At 61.2% G+C, this 18,317-nt stretch carries 13 protein-coding genes and 1 tRNA gene; 4 read left to right on the forward strand and 10 right to left on the reverse strand.

Annotated features, from left to right (window positions below):
• Positions 1-3 precede the first annotated feature (3 nt).
• Both G7048_RS20220 and G7048_RS20225 read left to right on the forward strand, forming a co-directional pair.
• Positions 4-1,017, forward strand: a complete 1,014-nt coding sequence (locus tag G7048_RS20220) for a HupU protein (RefSeq protein ID WP_166069862.1) — start codon at positions 4-6, stop codon at positions 1,015-1,017.
• A gap of 263 nt (positions 1,018-1,280) precedes the next feature.
• Complete coding sequence (locus G7048_RS20225; protein WP_166069863.1) at positions 1,281-2,747, forward strand: nickel-dependent hydrogenase large subunit; 1,467 nt, start codon at positions 1,281-1,283, stop codon at positions 2,745-2,747.
• 34 nt (positions 2,748-2,781) lie between these two features.
• Here the strand turns inward: G7048_RS20225 and G7048_RS20230 are convergent, their stop codons facing one another.
• A complete protein-coding gene (locus G7048_RS20230; protein WP_166069864.1) occupies positions 2,782-4,413 on the reverse strand; it encodes an AAA family ATPase in 1,632 nt (543 codons plus the stop codon).
• A 221-nt stretch (positions 4,414-4,634) separates the two neighbouring features.
• On the opposite strand from G7048_RS20230, the gene G7048_RS20235 reads away from it, so the two are divergent.
• The gene (locus G7048_RS20235) at positions 4,635-5,585 is read left to right on the forward strand and encodes a LysR substrate-binding domain-containing protein (RefSeq protein ID WP_166069865.1); all 951 of its coding nucleotides are present in this window, start codon (positions 4,635-4,637) and stop codon (positions 5,583-5,585) included.
• Positions 5,586-5,611: 26 nt separating this feature from the next.
• Here G7048_RS20235 and G7048_RS20240 read toward each other — a convergent pair whose 3' ends face one another.
• From G7048_RS20240 to G7048_RS20280, 9 genes are all read right to left on the reverse strand, one after another.
• Complete coding sequence (locus G7048_RS20240) at positions 5,612-6,703, reverse strand: alpha-hydroxy acid oxidase (RefSeq protein ID WP_240933351.1); 1,092 nt, start codon at positions 6,701-6,703, stop codon at positions 5,612-5,614.
• A 151-nt stretch (positions 6,704-6,854) separates the two neighbouring features.
• Positions 6,855-7,607: an ABC transporter ATP-binding protein gene (locus G7048_RS20245; RefSeq protein WP_166069867.1), complete on the reverse strand. Its 753-nt coding sequence runs from the start codon at positions 7,605-7,607 to the stop codon at positions 6,855-6,857.
• Complete coding sequence (locus G7048_RS20250; RefSeq protein ID WP_166071081.1) at positions 7,604-8,395, reverse strand: ABC transporter ATP-binding protein; 792 nt, start codon at positions 8,393-8,395, stop codon at positions 7,604-7,606. The genes G7048_RS20245 and G7048_RS20250 overlap by 4 nt, the downstream gene beginning before the upstream one ends.
• A 26-nt stretch (positions 8,396-8,421) precedes the next feature.
• Positions 8,422-9,303: a branched-chain amino acid ABC transporter permease gene (locus G7048_RS20255; RefSeq protein ID WP_166069868.1), complete on the reverse strand. Its 882-nt coding sequence runs from the start codon at positions 9,301-9,303 to the stop codon at positions 8,422-8,424.
• A 13-nt stretch (positions 9,304-9,316) separates the two neighbouring features.
• A complete protein-coding gene (locus tag G7048_RS20260) occupies positions 9,317-10,198 on the reverse strand; it encodes a branched-chain amino acid ABC transporter permease (protein ID WP_166071082.1) in 882 nt (293 codons plus the stop codon).
• Positions 10,199-10,440: 242 nt separating this feature from the next.
• Complete coding sequence (locus tag G7048_RS20265) at positions 10,441-11,601, reverse strand: ABC transporter substrate-binding protein (RefSeq protein WP_371747574.1); 1,161 nt, start codon at positions 11,599-11,601, stop codon at positions 10,441-10,443.
• 299 nt (positions 11,602-11,900) lie between these two features.
• Positions 11,901-11,977 (reverse strand) — tRNA-Arg (locus G7048_RS20270).
• A gap of 172 nt (positions 11,978-12,149) precedes the next feature.
• Positions 12,150-13,955: a M14 family metallocarboxypeptidase gene (locus G7048_RS20275; RefSeq protein WP_240933045.1), complete on the reverse strand. Its 1,806-nt coding sequence runs from the start codon at positions 13,953-13,955 to the stop codon at positions 12,150-12,152.
• 331 nt (positions 13,956-14,286) lie between these two features.
• Positions 14,287-16,251, reverse strand: coding sequence for a DEAD/DEAH box helicase (locus G7048_RS20280; protein ID WP_166069871.1), 1,965 nt, complete (start codon positions 16,249-16,251; stop codon positions 14,287-14,289).
• Between the two features lie 257 nt (positions 16,252-16,508).
• Between G7048_RS20280 and ettA the strand changes: the two genes are divergently transcribed.
• Positions 16,509-18,170 carry an energy-dependent translational throttle protein EttA gene (gene ettA / locus G7048_RS20285; protein ID WP_166069872.1) on the forward strand — a complete coding sequence of 554 codons (1,662 nt, stop codon included), beginning with the start codon at positions 16,509-16,511 and terminating at the stop codon, positions 18,168-18,170.
• Positions 18,171-18,317: the final 147 nt, after the last annotated feature.

The following is an 18,317-nucleotide window of genomic DNA, read 5'->3' on the forward strand; positions in this document are numbered from 1 at the left end:
CCCATGAAAACAGGTGAGCCGTTCAATGTGCTCTGGCTGCAATCCGGCGGCTGCGGTGGTTGCAGCATGTCGCTGCTGTGCGCGGACACGACGGATTTTCACGGCCAACTGCGCGACGCGGGCATTCATCTGCTGTGGCATCCCAGCCTGTCGCTTGAATCGGGCGACGAACTGCAGGACTTGCTCGCGCGCGCACTCGATGGCCGCGTGCAGGTGAATGCGTTGTGCATCGAGGGCGCGTTGCTGCGTGGGCCGAATGGAACGGGCCGTTTTCACGTGCTTGCGGGCACGGGCATTCCCATGATCGACTGGGTGCGCAAGCTCGCGGGCGTGGCGCAGCATGTGGTGGCGGTGGGCAGTTGTGCGGCCTGGGGCGGCATCACGGCGGGCGCGAGCAATCCCACCGATGCCTGCGGCCTGCAATATGAGGACGACCGTATCGGCGGCCTGCTGGGCGCGGATTTCCGTTCGCGCTCCGGCATGCCGGTCATCAACATTGCGGGCTGCCCGACGCATCCCGGTTGGGTGTTGGAAAGCCTGATGGCGCTGGCTGCCGACATGCTGCAGGCGCAGGATCTGGATCCGCTCGCGCGCCCGCGTTTCTATGCCGATCATCTCGTGCATCACGGCTGCACGCGCAACGAGTTTTATGAATTCAAGGCCAGCGCGGAGCAGCCATCCGACCGTGGCTGCATGATGGAACACATGGGCTGCAAGGGCACACAAGTGCATGCGGATTGCAATACCCGGCTGTGGAACGGCGAGGGCTCTTGCACGCGTGGTGGCTATGCCTGTATTGCCTGCACCGAGCCGGGTTTTCAGGAGCCGGGTCATGCGTTTGGACATACGCCGAAGGTGGCGGGCATTCCGATCGGCTTGCCGACCGACATGCCCAAGGCGTGGTTTGTGGCGCTGGCTTCGCTGTCCAAATCGGCCACGCCCAAGCGGGTCAAAGCCAATGCCACCGCAGACCATTTGGTGATGACCCCCGCAGTCCGTAAAACGCGGCTCAGATAAATGGGGTGTATTGATTTTTTCGACTCTTTTATACGAAACCTTTGGCTTCGATTGGCTACTCTTGCGGAGGCGCCGATACGGGGCCTGATCCTTCGTTGTGCCTCCTTGCCGTACGAGAGTACTGTCTGCGTCGGCAGCGCCTCGTCTCAGGCCCCGTCTCGGCGTTGTGGCTGGTGATTCGAGTGCTCGTTTTACTTCGCAGGCCCGTTGTTGGGGGCGTTGGAGGTGCTTTGTTTTTGCTGAAAATTTAGGATAGTTTCTGCATGGCGCGTTTGTTGGTGGGCCCATTCAATCGGGTAGAAGGTGATCTCGAAGTCTCGCTCGACATTCGCGCGGGGCGGGTTCAGCGCGCGCAGGTCAATGCCACCATGTACCGTGGTTTCGAGCAGATTCTGCAGGGCAAGCTGCCTACCGATGCGTTGGTCTATGTGCCGCGCATCTGCGGCATCTGCTCGGTTTCGCAGTCGGTCGCAAGCGCCAAGGCGCTGGCCGATCTGGCGGGCATCACCATGCCGGCCAACGGTCTGCATGTGAGCAATCTGATGCTGGCCACCGAGAACTTGGCCGATCACCTCACGCACTTCTATCTGTTCTTCATGCCGGATTTCACGCGCGGGGTTTATGCATCGCGCCCATGGCATGCAGAGGCCGTGCGTCGCTTTGCGCCCAGCACCGGCGAGCAGACGCGCGAAGCGATTGCCGCGCGCCAGCGCTGGTTCACCTTGCTGGGCACACTGGGCGGCAAGTGGCCGCACACGCAAAGCATCGAACCCGGCGGCAGCTCGCGCGCGGTGGATCAGGCCGAGCGCATTCGGCTGCTGTCCAAGCTGCGCGAGTTTCGTGCGTTTCTGGAGCGGCATCTGTTTGCTGCGCCGCTTGAAGCCATCGCTGCGATGCGGTCGCTCGACGAACTGTGGGCCTGGCACGATGCCGCTCCGAACACCGGCGACTTCCGCCTGTTTCTGACCTGCGCACGCGATCTTGATCTGCAACTCCTCGGTCCCGGACCGGGTCTTTATCTGAGCTTTGGTGCCTATGCCCAACCGGGCCACTCATCATCGCCTCACGCTTTGGCCTCAGGCGTATGGCGCAGCGCGACACAAAGTCTGGTCGAGCCCGACGCGCTTTCCATCACCGAAGACGCCACCCACGCCTGGCTCGAAGACGCCGCCATGCCGCTGCATCCCCTGCAAGGCATGACCGTGCCAAACGCCGATAAGGCCGGAGCCTACACATGGAACAAGGCCCCGCGACTGGCCGGTGAAGTGGTGGAGACAGGTGCCATCGCCCGCCAGTTGGCATCCCGCCATCCCCTGGTTCACGACGCTGTTGCCCAGCACGGCGGCTGCGTGCTCACCCGCGTGATCGCCCGTGTGCTGGAGTTGGCCTTGGTCGTGCCGATGATGGAATCGTGGTTGAAGGCCCTGCAACCCGGAGAGCCTTACTTCAACGCCTTCCAACTGCCCGACGAAGGCGTAGGCATGGGCCTGAGCGAAGCCGCGCGCGGTGCGCTCGGCCATTGGTTGGTCGTGAAAAACGGCCGCATCGCCAACTACCAGATCGTTGCGCCTACCAGTTGGAATTTCTCCCCGCGCGATGCGGGCGGTACGCCGGGGGCCTTGGAAAAAGCGTTGGAAGGCGCGCCTGTGCTGGCCGGGGAGAAGTCACCCGTGGCCGTGCAGCACATTGTTCGGTCGTTTGATCCTTGTATGGTTTGTACGGTGCATTGATTGCTATGAGCGAAGCAATACCGCTTCCTATGCATTATTCCAGTTGTCTTGCGAGATTTCCAAGCTTTTTCTTCAATGCGGTACGCAGTTCTAGGTCTACGCTTACGCGCCTTAGCACAGCTCTCTCGTAGTCATCGCGACTGTTGAGGCGTAGTGCTCTGACAATACTGGTAAGTACGCCAGATTCCCGGACCGGATATCTATCGATGATTCCATACAAATCGCCTTGTACTGCAAGTTTTTCAAGGCGTTCAAGCTCTTTAGGATATGGTGACTTGATTGAGATAGCTAGCGCATCATCCGTTAGCGCAATAAGTTGTTGACGTGAGGGAATTTCTGAAAGTATCTTGTCACGTAGATGTCTTTCGGCTAGGCGGCTTGCCAAGTGCTCCTTTTTTCCAATGCCTTTCAATGTGTCGAGAGCTTCTTTCTTTGCGTCTTCGAGTAGTTGATGAGACGTTATCCCCAGTAATTCAGCTTGTTGAGTTGCAATGGCATTTTGAGCCTCGAACGAATAGATGAGACTTTCAACCGCATAGATGGATAGAGGGTAGATGCCTGAGCTCTCGAAGTTGACAACTTGCTCGGTTGACATGCCATCATGGTCGATTAGTCCGAACGCAGTTATTCGGTGGGATGCTTCAGTAGAACGTAGGCCTTCAACAGCTCGCATCACATCTTTGCAAGTCTCTCTCGCGCTCACTGAAATCTCTGGGAAAAGGAGGGCGTAGAGAGGTTGATCTAAGCTCGACCGATCATCCCCTTCGATGAATAGTATTTTGCGCCGAGCGCCGAGTAGGTCGACCCAAAGCCACTCAGGTATTGGAGCTGCAGAGTTGATCGTATCAATCTCCCACGAGGTAACATCCCCTGAGCTCCAAGTACAGCCACGTGTAAGAATCATCTCTGTATTTGGAACTGCCATTGGTAGTTCCAGTTGGTGGGTGCACACCACAAATGCGCAGTCTGTCCGTGTCAAAATCAGTGCTTTGACGAGTGCAATGACAATTGATGGGTGAAGATGGAGCTCTGGTTCGTCTATTAGAAAGACCATTCCCGCTGGTGCTGACACAACTTCAGCAGCAAAAACGAGAGCAACTCTTTCGCCGTCAGACATGCGTGCGTGGCTGTACGATGAGTCAGCACTTCTCACCTTTAGTTCTGAATGCTGAACCTCAAGTCTTATTGAGAAATTTGCTTGACTCAAAACGGCGTTGACTATATCGAGTGGTGAGTTATCGCTTTGGAGTCGAGCGATGGCTGGTGATTCTGAGCCTTCTACCTTGATTTGGTTTGCCGCATCAATCTTGTATTGCGTCTCGGCTGCCAGCAGGTCGTGGATGGCTTTCTCGTTTCGAGTTGTCCCCAGAGTGGATTTCCATCGAGTATCAATGGAATCATAGTATGAAAGATTTTTGTTGAAATCCCTGCGACTGGCTGGAGTTATGCTTAAGCTTTCATTTTCAAAGAAACTTGGCCTAGATCCTGGCATGTAGATAGCTCGTCCGGTCCAGGCTGCCGCCAGCTCATTTATCAAAGCGGATTTTCCTGCTCCGTTGCGGCCAAGAATGAAAATTGGCCTACCTGCACGTGCGTACAAATGAAAAAAACCTTCGCCAGTCGGTATTTTTGCTTCGGCCAAGTGATCGAGTACTTCAGAATTCAACAAGTTCTCCAGCTTTATCAATAGTATGGAATGATATAGGAGATGCTTGCGCGGAACATGGTCTTGTTTTGTTGTGTATTACTGTGCTGCAGCCAAGTGTTTTGTGTGGGGATCTCCGTGAGTGCCATACGTGTTTGTACATGAATTGGCTTGACCATAGCAGAGACAATACGCACTTCGGATCAACAACTTACAGGCAAGACCAGGTCGGGCAGGGCTCCATGCAGATAGAACAGCACAACAAGCGCGGGGGCGTGCGCATGCCGTCCACGGAGGCGCTGCGAGGGTTTGAGGCCGTGGCGCGGCTGGGGAGTTTTGAGCGGGCGGCGCGGGAGCTGAGTCTTACCGCGAGCGCGATTCGCAAGCGCGTGAATGGGCTGGAAGAACTTGTGGGCGCGGAGCTGTTTGATCGGCGCAGCAATTCCATCATTCCTACCGAGGCGGGGATCAAGTATCTGGAGTCGGTCAAGCCGATTCTGAACATGTTGATTGCGCTGCCGTCGTTTGCGCAGCCGCAGGCCACTACGACTCGGTTGCGGATCACGGCCACGCCTACGTTTGCGCGGGCGATGCTGGCCAGCAGCATTCAGGGGTTCATGAACATGTACCCGCACATCGATGTGGAACTGGTCGTGGTGCCGCCGGTGTTCGATTACCCTTCGACCAATGCCGATGTGGAGATTCGTGCGGGCGATGCGGCTGCGTTTGGCGGCATTCCGCTGACCAACGATGTGGTGATGCCGATGGCGTCGCCGGTGTTGCTCAAGTCGATGCCGGAGATGAGCAGTCCTCGCGATCTGCAGCATGCGCCGCTGATTCGCACGACGCTGGAGCCGTGGCAGCCGTGGTTTCAGGCCGCGTTGCTCGATTGGCCGGAGCCGCAGCAGGGGCCCAAGTTTCAGGATCTGGGCCTGATTTACGAGGCTGCGTTGAAAGGCCATGGCGTGGCGTTGTGCCGCCTGAGCCTGGTGCGCGACTGGCTGTTGAACGATACGCTAAGGCCGTTGTTCAATGTGTTTTCGCGGCCCGACAATCAGTATTACGCGCTGACCAATTCCAAGTCGGAAGAGGTCAGGTTGTTTGTGCATTGGCTGCAGTCGCTGTGCTCCGAACAGTCCATGCAGGCGCAGGAACTGGCGCAACTGGCCTGCTCAAAGCACGGCGTGCATTGAGCAGATAAGCAGTTCGTTAACTCGCTTCAGTTGGGAATGCTGTCGGGATGCAGCACATCGCGGCCTACGGCGCGGATGTCGGTATGGCCGCAGAAGGCCATGGTGGTGTCGAGTTCCTTGGCGAGGATTTCCAGGCAACGGGTCACGCCCGCTTCGCCGAAAGCGCCCAAGCCGTAGAGATGCGGGCGACCGATCATCGTGCCGCGTGCACCGAGGGCGATGGCCTTGAGCACGTCCTGTCCGCTGCGAATGCCGCTGTCCAGCCAGAGTTCGACCTGATTGCCGACGGCGTCTGCAATGGCGGGAAGCACCGCGATGGACGACAGCGCGCCGTCCAATTGGCGACCACCGTGGTTGGAGACCACGAGCGCATCGACACCGCAGGCTGCTGCAAGACGCGCATCTTCCACATCGAGCACGCCCTTGAGCACCAGCTTGCCGCCCCAGCGTTTTTTGATCCACGCGATGTCGGACCAGTTCAGCGTCGGGTCGAACTGCTGCGCTGTCCACGACAGCAGCGAGCCCATGTCGTCCACGCCCGAGACATGGCCGATCACGTTGCCGAATTCACGGCGATGGGTGCGCAGCATGTTCAGGCACCAGGTCGGCTTGGTCGCAAAGTTCAGCATGTTGCCGAGCGTGATGCGCGGCGGCGCAGTCAGGCCGTTGCGCAGATCCTTGTGGCGTTGGCCGATGACCTGCAGGTCGAGCGTGACCACCAGCGCGCCGCAGTGGGCGGCCTTGGCGCGGTCGATGAGGCGACCGATGAACTCGCGGTCCTTCATCACGTAGAGCTGAAACCAGAACGGTGCCTTGGTGTGCGCGGCGATGTCCTCGATGGAGGCGATGCTCATCGTGCTCAGCGTGTACGGAATGCCGAATTTTTCGCAGGCGCGCGCCGCGTGAATTTCGCCATCGGCATGCTGCATGCCCGCCAAGCCCGTGGGCGCGATCGCCACCGGCATGTTGACCGGAACGCCCGCCATCGTGCTCTTGATGCTGCGATCTGCGATGTTGCGGGCCACGCGCTGACGGAACTTGATTTTCTGGAAGTCGCTCTCGTTGGCCTGGTAAGTGCTCTCGGTCCAACTGCCGCTGTCGGCGTAGTCGTAGAACATGCGTGGCACGCGCTTCTGGGCGAGCACGCGCAGGTCTTCGATGCACACGGCCTTGGCCAGATCGGCGGCGGTGGGGCGGCCCAGCGGGGTGTTCAGTTTGTTGTAGTTGGTTGTCGTTGCGGCGCTGTTCATGGCGTGAGCACTTTCTTTCTTAGCCCCCGAGATAGGCTTCCTGCACCTTGGCGTTGCCGAGCAGGGCCTGACCCGTGCCTTCGAGCACGATGGAGCCGGTTTCGAGCACGTAGGCGTGGTCCGAAATCTTCAGCGCCTGACGCACGTTCTGCTCCACCAGAAAGATGGTGAGACCTTCGCGGTTGATGTTCTTGAGAGTGCGGAAAATGTCCTGCACGATGATGGGCGCGAGACCCATCGATGGCTCGTCGAGCAGCAGCACACGCGGCTTGGCCATGAGGGCGCGGCCGATGGCCAACATCTGCTGCTCACCGCCCGAGAGGTTGCCCGCGTAGCCGCTGTCGCGCTCCTTGAGGCGCGGGAACAGCGTGTAGATGCGCTCCAGATCGGCGGCCTGTTCGGCGGCGGAATCCTTGCGGGTGTAGGCGCCGAGCTGCAGGTTCTCGCGCACCGTCAGGCGCGTGAGCGTGGCGCGGCCTTCGGCCACTTGCACCAGCCCGCCCGCCACCAGTTGGTGCGGCTTGAGTGCGCTGACATCCTTGCCGCCGAACATCACGCGGCCCGTGAGCTTTTTCACAAGGCCGGAGAGCGCGAGCAGCGTGGTCGATTTGCCCGCGCCGTTGGCTCCGACGAGCGTGGTGATCTGGCCGGGCATCAGGTCGAACGAGATGCCCTTGACGGCCTTCACAGGTCCGTAGTTCACGGCGAGATCACGCACCGACAGCAGCGGCTCGGCCATGTTGTTGCTTTGGTTGATGGCGTGGTTGGTCATCGTGCGGCTCCCACGGCTTGGGCGGTTTCGTCGTCATCGTCACGGCCCAGATAGGCCTCGATCACCTGCGGATCGTTGCGCACGTGGTCGGGGGCGCCGTGCGAGATGATCTTGCCAAAATTCAGCACCGCGATTTCCTTGCACAGACCCATCACGAAGCGCATGTCGTGCTCGATCATGAAGATGGTGAAGCCGCGTGCGTGGATGTTGCGCACCTCGTGCATCAGCTCTTCCTTTTCGGTCGAGTTCATGCCCGCGACCGGCTCGTCGAGCAGCAGCAGCTTGGGGTCGGTGGCGAGCGCACGGGCCAGTTCCAGACGGCGCTGTTCGCCGTACGAAAGGCTCTCGGCCAGTTCGTCGCACTTGTGTTCCAGGCGCACCCACGACAGCAGTTCGTAGGCCTTCTCGCGCGCTGCGCGTTCGGCAGCCTGGAACTTGCTGCCACGCAGAAACACGCTGGCAAATCCGTAGTCCAGATTCGAGTGCATGCCCACGGCGACGTTGTCGAGCAGGGACATTTCCTTGAAGATGCGGATGTTCTGGAACGTGCGCGCGATGCCGCCTTGCGTGATCTTGTGGGGCTTCTGGCCGACCAGCGAAACGCCGTTGAAAAGCACTTCGCCGGAAGAGGGTGGCAGCAGGCCGGTGATGATGTTCAGCACCGTGGTCTTGCCCGCACCGTTCGGGCCGATCAGGCCGAAGATGGTGTTGGCGGGCACGCTCAGGTTCACGTCTTCCAGCACGCGCAGACCACCGAAATGGCGTGACACGTTCTTCAACTGGAGCAGCGGAGTCTTGGATGATGGTTGTGCGCTCACTTCGCGTCTCCCTTCACTTCAGCATGCTTTGTGCCGCCGAACATGCGCTTGAAGCGCGCCGGGTCCCACAGGCCGCGCGGCAGGAACAGAATGATCACGATGAGCAGCATGCCGTTGACGACAAGGCGGAAGTCCTTCAGGCCGCGCAGCACTTCGGGCAGCAGCGTGAGGAACAGCGAACCGACCACGGGGCCGATCAGCGAGTTCACGCCGCCCAGAATCGCCATGGTGAGAATTTCCACGGCGCGGTCGAAACCGTACTCGTTCGGGCCGATGAAGAAGGTGAGGTGAGCACTCAACGCGCCCGCCAGACCTGCAATGCCCGCACCGATGATGAAGGCCATCATCTTGTTGGCGTTGGTGTCGATGCCCATCAGGCCGGCAGCGGTTTCGTCTTCCTTGATGGCTTCGAGCGCGCGGCCCACCTTGGAGCGGCGCATGCAGGCGAGCATGGCGATCACGACGACCAGCGCGAGCAGCACATGCCACCACTCGGTGCTGTTGGGAATGCCGTTCAGGCCCAGCGCGCCGCCGGTGTAGTCTTCCAGATTGAGGATGAAGATGCGCACCACTTCGCCGAAGGCGAGCGTCGCCATCGCAAGGTACACACCCGACAGGCGCATCACTGCCTTGCCGAGAAAGAACGCAACGAACATGGGCGCGGCGATGCCGCCCGCCAATGCGAGCGCGAAGGGCGCTTCATGCGTCATCGTGAGGATGGATGCGGTGTACGCGCCAATGCCCATGAATGCAGCGTTCGCGAGTGACAGCATGCCGCAGGACAGCGTGATGTAGATCGACAGCGCGAGCAGGGCGTTGATGCCCAGCGTCAGCACCAGATTGCTGTAGATCTGCCAGAAATTTTCAAAATATTCCATGGTGTGCCGACCCTTACGCTTTGCGCTCTTGAATGCGGCCCAGCAGACCTTGTGGGCGCAGAATCAGCACGAGGAACAGCACGCCGAAAGCCACGGCATCGCGCATGTTCGAGCCGATGTAGGCCACGCTCATCACTTCGGCAAAACCAAGGAACAAACCGGCCAGCATCGCGCCACGAATGTCGCCCATGCCGCCGAGAATGATCACGGCAATGCCCTTGTGCAGGATGGGCTGACCCATCAGCGGGAACAGCGCATTGGAATACACACCGACCAGCGTGCCCGCCACACCGCCGAGGCCCGCAGCCACGAACGACGTGATGATGAACAGCCATTCCACGTTGATGCCCAGCAGCAGCGCGGCCTTGGGCGATTCGGCGATGGCGCGCAGGGCGCGGCCCAGTTGCGTGCGACCGATCACCAGCACCAGCGCAACCATCAGCACGAACGACAGCAGGATGATGCCGAGTTCGATGACGGTGATGTGCAGGCCCAGAAAATCCAGCGATTCCTGCGGCAGCACATCGGTGGGAAAGCGCTTGTTTTCAGCGCCCGCAATGCCTTGCGCGAGGTTGTTGAGCACGATGGCCACGCCGATGGTGGCGATCATCGGAATCAGATGCGGCGCATTGCGTTTGCGCAGCGGCCTGAGCACCAGCACATCGACCAGCGCGCCCACGCAGCCCGAGACCAGGAAGGCAAAAATGATGGCGGCCCACAGCGGCAGACCGAGGTTCTGCACGGCGGCAAGGGCCGCATACGCGCCCACCATGAACACCGCACCATGCGAGAGATTGATGACGCCCAGCACGCCGAAGACGAGCGTGAAGCCCAACGCGAAAAGCGCGTAGACGCACCCGAGCGACAGGGCATTGAATAACTGCTGTTCCAGCATGATGCTTTTATCCAGTTGACCCGAGGGGCCAAAGCGCGAAGCGACGACCTTCACGAGATGAGGAAGGCCAGCCGCGTTCTGCGTCTGCACGCCACGCTGACTGCAGGTCACCGCCGAGTGAGCGGTGCGCGGTCAGGCTTGTGGGAAAGAAGGCGTGGTGGTCGATGAGTGACTGCCGCGATCAGCGGATCGCGCCTGCGGCAGTCCGAAGGAGCAAACGATGACGAAAGAGAATCGCCCGCTTACTTGGCGATGGTGTAGCGACCGTCGCGCGTCACGCTGATGAGCGGCTTCTGGTCCGCATCGTAGCCAGCGGGCTTGCCTGCCTTGTCGTTCACGCGGCGGAAAGCGAAGGGGCCGGTTGCGCCGGTGTGCTTCACATTGGCCAGCGCATCGCGCAGTGCCTTGCGGTCGGCTTCGATCTTGCCCGTCAGCTTGATGCCCTTGAGCGCGGTGGCGGCGATCTGGATGCCGTCATACGCCTGAGCAGCGAACTGGTCGGGAGCGGTCTTGTACTTCTGTGTGTAGCTCTCGATGAACTTGGTGTTCTCGGCAGTCTTGTTTTCTGAAGACCATGGGCTGCCCACCCACAGGCCATCGCTGGCGCCCTTGGCCAGGTCGAACACCTTCACGGAGTTCATGCCGTTGCCACCGATCACCGGAATGTTCAGGCCGATCTGACGGGCCTGCACCATGATGGGCGCGCCTTCGGCGAGCAGCGCGGACAGCACGATGGCGTCGGGGTTGCTGGCCTTGATCTTGGTGAGCTGGGCCTTGAAGTCCACGTCGCCCTTGGCAAACGTTTCGGTCGTGGTCACGGGAATGTTCTGGTCGGCCAGAGCCTTCTTGAAGTTGTCGTAGCCGCTCTTGGTGAACACGTCGTCGTTGCCGTACATCACGGCCACTTTCTTCACGTTGCCGGCCTTGATGGCAGCCTTCAGGGTTTCGGGCAGCACGTCGGCTTCGGTCACGGCGTTGCGGAAAGTGAAGTCACCGATCGAGGTGATGCCGTCTGCGGTCGTCGATGTGCCGAACGCAGGAATCTTGGCGGCTTGCGCAATCGGGAAAGCTGCCTGAGCCGAGTTGGACAGCGTCGGGCCGAAAATCATCAGCACGCGGTCCTGGAAAATCAGCTTCTTGAAGACGTTGATCGCCTCTTCCTTCTTGCCTTGCTCGTCTTCCACCACCAGCACCAGCTTGTCGCCATTCACGCCACCAGCAGCGTTGATCTGCTCGACGGCCAGTTGCTGTGCATTGCGGATCGAAATGCCGTACTGCGCGGCACCACCGCTGAGCGCCTCGGCAGCGCCGATCTTGATGTCGGCCGCTTGCGCGCCGGTAGCTGTCATCAGGGCTGCTGCGCCGATTGCGGACATGGCAAATGCCAGTTGGCTGAACTTCATAGTTGTCTCCATCTTCTGGGAAGTTATGTGGCCCGATCAGCCTTGCATTCATTGAATGAACACGTTGAACGGACGAGGGCGCACGAGCGATGTGCGGGCTTTTCTGGCGCGGTGATGACGGCCATGGAAGCGGTTCGGAATGATGGCAAAGGAGTTCTTGTGCCGGGGGGACTTTTTTTCCGATTGAGGTGGAAATATTATTGCGACGCAAAGCGCAGACGCGAACGATCAGGCGTGCGCAGGACAAAAGCTGCTGCGATCCAATGCGATCTGGATGGGCGGGGGATGAAGAAAGGGACTGGCCTGCCCAGAGGGACTCGAACCCCCGACCTATTGCTTAGAAGGCAATTGCTCTATCCAGTTGAGCTATGGGCAGATTGTCTGTGGGACGGCGGCGTTGAAGGCTGCGTCGAGACGATGGTGCTGTTGGATGGTTCAAGTTCCACTGGGAAAATCGAACCGGCAACAACCCCGAATCATACCTGTGTCGCGGGACACGGGCAGATTGCGGGGGAAGTTTTGTGCGGGATTTGTGCGTTCGGGCCGCGTCAGTCCGTGTCTTCGAACACCAGTGCGGGCACGGTCATGATGCGGGCCACGCTGGCGAGGTCGTCGATGAGGCTGTTGGCGAAGAAGCTGTTCTGCGAGTCGGGCTCGAGTGCGGCGATGGCGACGTTGGCCATGGCTTGATTGAGCGGCACGTAGAAGCTGCCTTCGGGGATGTCGATGGCGCTGCGGGTGGGGGTGACGCTTACGCGGGTGATCGGGCCAGCGCCTGCGACGGTGCCTCGCACGTCGGGGCGTTCGGTGGTGGTGCGGCCGTTTTCAGTGTAGGTGTCGGCCAGGACGTTGCCGGATTCGGCCACGCGCATGACTTGCACGCCCAGCATCTGCAGGCGTTCGACGGCGGTGTTCGAGTGGGCCGAGAGCCAGTAGCCGCAGGGGCGAGGGCGGGTCTTCAGAGTGCGCAGGCGCAGCGAGGAGTTCCAGTCGACGTTGAGCGTCATGTCGGCACCGGTGTTCGGGTCGAGCATGGTGACGTCGCGCTTTTCCGGGGTCTGGGCAGCTTCGATGACGGCGCTGCCACGGCAGGCCTGAGAGGAGACTTCGCGGGTGACGAAGGAGCGCACTTGCTGCAGTTCGCTTGCGCGCTCGGATGTGGTGCGCAGGGCCGAGCTGATGGCGGTGACCTGGGCGTGGACGCGGCGCTGAATGTCGGTGCGATCCATGCCGACGCCGCGGGTTTCGACGAGCAGGCTGACGGAGTTCTTCAGGCCATTGACGTTGCGGCCTGTGTCGGGCTGCGCGCCGCCCATGGAGAGGCTGCGTTCGGCCAGGTCGGTGGAGGTGGTGTAGTACCAGTCAGCGGTGAGCTGCTGGTCCTGCAGTGCCTTGCGCATGGGGTCGAGATACCACTGCGTGGCGGCCTTGGTCACGAACTCGGGCATGTTGGCGGCGGTGGCGTGCTGCAGCAGCGCGTCGTATTTCTGCACGGCGTTGAATTTCTGCAGATAGCGACCGACGACGGTGTATTCATGCGCGTCGATCACGGCGATCGGGCGGTAGGCGTTGGTGAGCTTGGCAAGGGCCTGCGCTTCCGGCGTGTTCAGCAGCAGGTGGTCGCGGTTCATGTCGACGCCGTTGGCGGTCACGCGCTTGTGGGCGTCTGCGCCGTCGGGGTTGGCGCGTGGCACGATCACGACGTTGATGCGCTGGAGCAGCGGCTCCAGCAGGCCTTGTGCGAGTTCGCGGGCGACGATCAGCAGGGCTTCGGAGCCTGCGGGTTCATCGCCATGCTGTTGGCCGATCAGCATGATGGTCGGGCGCTGGGAGTCGTCCAGCGCGGCGGGTGTGGTGCCTGCGGCCTGCGTGATGATGATGGCCTGCAGCGGCGCACCGCGTTGCGACGAGCCGATGGTCTGCACCTGCGCGCGCGTGCGGCCGGTGCTGGTGGCGGCGAGCTGGTTCAGCCAGTTGGAGAGTTCGTTGTTGGTCGTGAACGCGCGACGGCCTTGTTCGAGGCCGGGTGTCGCGTAGCGCACGTCGGGCGCCGGAAAGCGGGCAGCCACGGCGGTGCTGTAGGGCAGATTGGCGTTGGCTTGCGGGTCATCGACCGAATTGGCCGACAGCGGCGAGCTGCTCACTGCGCCGGTCTGCACCTGTTGCTGGTCGTATGGCTGGGGCTGCTGCGGGCGTTGGGTGCCGAGCGGTGGCAGCACCTGGCCCTGGCGGGGCATGGGTGGCGCAGCGCGATCGGCGGAAGACGGGGTGGTAGCGACCGTGCCTGTGCCGGGATGGGTGGGCCATGGCGGCAGGGGGGTGCTGGTGCAGGCGGCCAGCAGTGCGGCGGACATCAGCACGCCAAGCCTCAGGGAGAGCGCAGTGTGCCGCTCTGTCGAAGCGGACTGGTCAACGGGGGGCTGTGTGGTGTTCTGTGTCATGTGATGGAGGGTCGCTAACGGACCAGAAAACTCGTTTGTCGAGGGCGATGTTACCCCGCAGAGGTTGCAGTGGAGCGTTTGCAGGCGTGACGGAGGCGAAGTCGCGGCGAATTCTCACAGGATTGGGCCCTTTGTCTCCAGATGCGGGACAAATGTTGACCTTCCGTCCGTCGTGTGTCTATCGCGCGCCCATGAAAAAGCCCGGCTCGGGGCCGGGCTTGTGAGTCAGGTGAGGCTGGATCGATCAGCGACCGCCGCCGCCGAAACGGCCGCCGCGATTGCCACCGCCGCCATTGCCGCCACCGAAACCACCACGGTTGCCGCCGCCGAAGCCGCCACCACCGCCGTTGCCGCCACGGAAACCGCCGCCGCCGCCGCGACGACCACTGCCCATGCTGTCGACGCTGGTGCGCATCGGGTCAGGCTGACCGCCTGCGCCGCGCGAGTTGTGGCGTGGGCCGCCGAGGTGGCCCAGTTGCGTGCCAAGGTGGGCGTTTTCGCCGCGTGGCTGGCTGTCGTCGTGGCGACGACCGCCACCGTTGCCGCCATTGCCATTGGCGTTGCCACCACCATTGCCGCCGTACCCGCCATTGGCACCGTTCGCGCCGTTGTTGCCACCGGCGCTGCGACCGTTGCCGCCGCCTTCCTGACGACGACCACGGCCGCCGTTGTTGTTCTGCAGCGACTGGCCTGGACCACGGCGTGGGCCGCGGCGGTTGTCGTCACGCGGGCCTTGGCCCTGACCTTGTCCTTGACGGTCGTGGTTGCGTTCTCCGCGTTCACCACGCTCTTGCGAGTGGCGACGCTCGGCGCGCATCGGTTGCTGATCTTGCAAAGCACCTTCGTTGGACGACTCGCCCTGACCATCGGCTGCAGGGGCACGCTTGCCACCGCCGCGCTTGCCGCGTGTGTCGCCTTGAGTGGCCTTGGTGGTGCGGATGCGTTCCATCATTTCCTGACGGGCGGCCTTGGCGGCAGCCTGCATCACGTCGCGTCCTGGTGGCTTGCCGGCGCCGCCCCAGATGGTCTGGCGACCCATGGCGATCGGCTGGGCCACTTCGTCAGGGGCTGGGCCGAAGCCTTCGAGCACCTGCACAGGGATTTCCTGCTTGGTGAAGCGCTCGATGTCCATCATGAAGCCTTCTTCGTCCATGCAGACCAGGCTCACGGCGTGGCCTTCGCGACCGGCGCGGCCGGTGCGGCCGATGCGGTGCACGTAGTCTTCCGAGACGTTCGGGATTTCGTAGTTCACGACGTGCGGCAGATCGTCGATGTCGATGCCGCGAGCCGCGATGTCGGTGGCCACCAGTGCGCGGATTTCGCCGCTCTTGAAGCCGCCCAGAGCCTGCGTGCGGGCGCTCTGGCTCTTGTTGCCGTGCAGCGCCATGGCCTTCACGCCGTTCTTGGTGAGGAAGTCGGCCACGTTGTTGGCGCCGAACTTGGTGCGTGTGAAGACCAGCACCTGGCTCCAGTCATTCTCGCGAATGATGTGCAGCAGCACGTCCTTCTTCTTGGCGCGGCCCACCGGGTGGATGATCTGGCTGATGCGCTGAACCGTGGTGTTGCTGGGCGTGACCTGGATCGATTGCGGGTTGCGCAGCAGGTTGCCGGCGAGTTCGCGGATTTCGTCGCTGAACGTGGCCGAGAACAGCAGGCTCTGCTTTTCAGCGGGAACCAGCTTGAGCACCTTCTTCACGTCGTGGATGAAGCCCATGTCCAGCATGCGGTCGGCTTCGTCGAGGACCAGGATTTCGACCTTCGAGAGGTCGAGAAAGCCCTGTTGCTCCAGATCGAGCAGACGGCCGGGTGTTGCCACCAGCACGTCCACGCCGCGCTTGATGCGGTCGATCTGCGGCTTCATGCCCACGCCGCCGAAGACGACGCTGGAATTGATCTTCAGATGCTTGCCGTAGGCGCGCACCGATTCCTCGACCTGGGCGGCCAACTCGCGGGTGGGTGTCAGCACCAGGGCGCGGATGCCCTTTCCGCCAAACTTGTTCGCAGGTGCGGTACCCTTGGCGAGGCGGGTGAGCATGGGCAGCGTGAAGGCCGCTGTCTTGCCGGTGCCGGTCTGGGCTCCAGCGAGCAGATCCTTGCCGCTGAGGACTGCCGGAATCGCTTGCTCTTGAATGGGAGTCGGGTTGGTGTAGCCCTGTTCGGTCACGGCTTGCAAAATAGCCGGGTCCAGCTCTAATTCGTCAAATGTCATTTATTTTCGATTGGCGCCCATCCGGGGCGCTGGGTATCAGCCTGTTCCCGACGACTTACAAGTCATCAGGCCAGCTCAAAAGGCGGATAAGGTTTAAGAGTGGGAGCGTGGAAAAATAGCTTCCCTGTCCCCAGCTGTGGTGCTGTGTCCTCAGGCAAACTGGTACCTTCGGCTACGGATATTGTCTCATGGACCGATAATCCGGGGTTACGCGCGAAATTATGGCGCTTTTTTTCTGACTTCTGAACAACTAATTCATGGCTCAATACGTTTTCTCGATGAATCATGTCACCAAGACTGTGCCGCCAAAGCGACAGATCTTGAAGGACATCTCCCTCAGCTTCTTCCCCGGAGCCAAGATTGGCGTGCTGGGCCTGAACGGCTCAGGCAAGTCGTCGCTGCTCAAGATCATGGCGGGCGTCGACAAGGAAATCGAAGGCGAGGCCATCCCGATGCAGGGCCTGTCCATTGGTTACCTGCCTCAGGAGCCGCAACTGAACCCCGAGCACACCGTGCGTCAGGCGGTTGAGGAAGCCATGGCCGAGGTCAACAACGCCAAGGCCCGCCTGGAAGAGGTCTATGCCGCCTATGCGGAAGAAGACGCCGACTTTGACGCGCTGGCTGCTGAGCAGGGCCAGCTCGAAGCCGTCATCGCCGCTGCCGGCACGGATTCCGAGCACCAACTGGAAATCGCCGCCGACGCGCTGCGCCTGCCCGCGTGGGACGCCGTCGTCGGCCAGCTCTCCGGTGGTGAAAAGCGCCGCGTGGCGCTGTGCAAGCTGCTGCTGTCCAAGCCCGACATGCTGCTGCTCGACGAACCGACCAACCACTTGGACGCCGAATCCGTCGACTGGCTGGAGCAGTTCCTGCACCGTTTCACCGGCACCGTGGTGGCCATCACCCACGATCGCTACTTCCTGGACAACGCCGCCGAGTGGATTCTCGAACTCGACCGTGGCCATGGCATTCCTTACAAGGGCAACTACTCCGACTGGCTGATCCAGAAGGGCAACCGCCTGGAAGCCGAACAAAAGGGCGAAGAAGCCCGCGCCAAGGCCCTGAAGAAGGAACTGGAGTGGGTTCGCCAGAACGCCAAGGGCCGTCAGGCCAAGTCCAAGGCGCGTATTGCCCGCTTCGAGGAATTGAGCGACTACGAATACCAGCAGCGCAACGAAACACAGGAAATCTTCATTCCTGTCGCGGAGCGTCTGGGCGCGCAGGTCATCGAATTCCACGGCGTCTCCAAGTCGTTTGGCGACCGCATGCTGATCGACAACCTGTCGATGACGGTGCCTGCGGGTGCGATCGTCGGCATCATCGGCCCGAACGGCGCGGGCAAGTCGACGCTGTTCAAGCTGATTGCTGGCAAAGAGCAGCCTGATTCCGGCAACGTGGTGATCGGCAAGACCGTGAAAATGGCCTTTGTCGACCAGCACCGCGATGCGCTGGCCAATGAAAAGACCGTCTGGGAAGACATCTCGGGCGGCCTGGACATCATCAACGTCGGCAAGTTCCAGATGGCTTCGCGTGCTTACGCGGGGCGCTTCAACTTCAACGGCCAGGACCAGCAGAAGAAGGTCGGCAACCTCTCCGGCGGTGAGCGCGGTCGTCTGCATCTGGCCAAGACGCTGATCCAGGGCGGCAACGTGCTGCTGCTGGATGAACCATCGAACGACTTGGATGTGGAAACCCTGCGTGCGCTGGAAGACGCGCTGCTCGAGTACGCGGGTACCGTGATGGTGATTTCCCATGATCGCTGGTTCCTTGACCGTATCGCCACGCACATCCTGGCCGCCGAAGGCGACTCGCAGTGGGTGTTCTTCGACGGCAACTATCAGGAATATGAAGCCGACAAGAAGAAGCGTTTGGGCGAAGAGGGTGCCAAGCCCAAGCGCATGCGCTACAAGGCATTGAAGTAAGCACCTGCCGCGCGCTTTGTGGCGCAAACGGCACAGATCAACCGGGGCGACTGGGATTCCTAGTCGCCCCGGTTTTTTGTTGCAAATTGCTAACCGGGACGCGGCTTGCGATAGATAAATATCACCGGAATGTTGGAGAGAAAACCT

This window comes from Diaphorobacter sp. HDW4B, assembly GCF_011305535.1.
Taxonomy (GTDB): Bacteria; Pseudomonadota; Gammaproteobacteria; order Burkholderiales; family Burkholderiaceae_C; genus Diaphorobacter_A.

Coding starts and splice junctions, on each gene's coding strand:
- G7048_RS20220 (WP_166069862.1), top strand. CDS start 4: ATGAAAACAGGTGAGCCGTTCAATGTGCTCTGGCTGCAATCCGGCGGC.
- G7048_RS20225 (WP_166069863.1), top strand. CDS start 1,281: ATGGCGCGTTTGTTGGTGGGCCCATTCAATCGGGTAGAAGGTGATCTC.
- G7048_RS20235 (WP_166069865.1), top strand. CDS start 4,635: ATGCAGATAGAACAGCACAACAAGCGCGGGGGCGTGCGCATGCCGTCC.
- G7048_RS20240 (WP_240933351.1), bottom strand. CDS start 6,703: ATGTTCTACGACTACGCCGACAGCGGCAGTTGGACCGAGAGCACTTAC.
- G7048_RS20245 (WP_166069867.1), bottom strand. CDS start 7,607: ATGACCAACCACGCCATCAACCAAAGCAACAACATGGCCGAGCCGCTG.
- G7048_RS20255 (WP_166069868.1), bottom strand. CDS start 9,303: ATGGAATATTTTGAAAATTTCTGGCAGATCTACAGCAATCTGGTGCTG.
- G7048_RS20260 (WP_166071082.1), bottom strand. CDS start 10,198: ATGCTGGAACAGCAGTTATTCAATGCCCTGTCGCTCGGGTGCGTCTAC.
- G7048_RS20265 (WP_371747574.1), bottom strand. CDS start 11,601: ATGAAGTTCAGCCAACTGGCATTTGCCATGTCCGCAATCGGCGCAGCA.
- G7048_RS20275 (WP_240933045.1), bottom strand. CDS start 13,955: ATGTCCGCCGCACTGCTGGCCGCCTGCACCAGCACCCCCCTGCCGCCA.
- G7048_RS20280 (WP_166069871.1), bottom strand. CDS start 16,251: ATGACATTTGACGAATTAGAGCTGGACCCGGCTATTTTGCAAGCCGTG.
- ettA (WP_166069872.1), top strand. CDS start 16,509: ATGGCTCAATACGTTTTCTCGATGAATCATGTCACCAAGACTGTGCCG.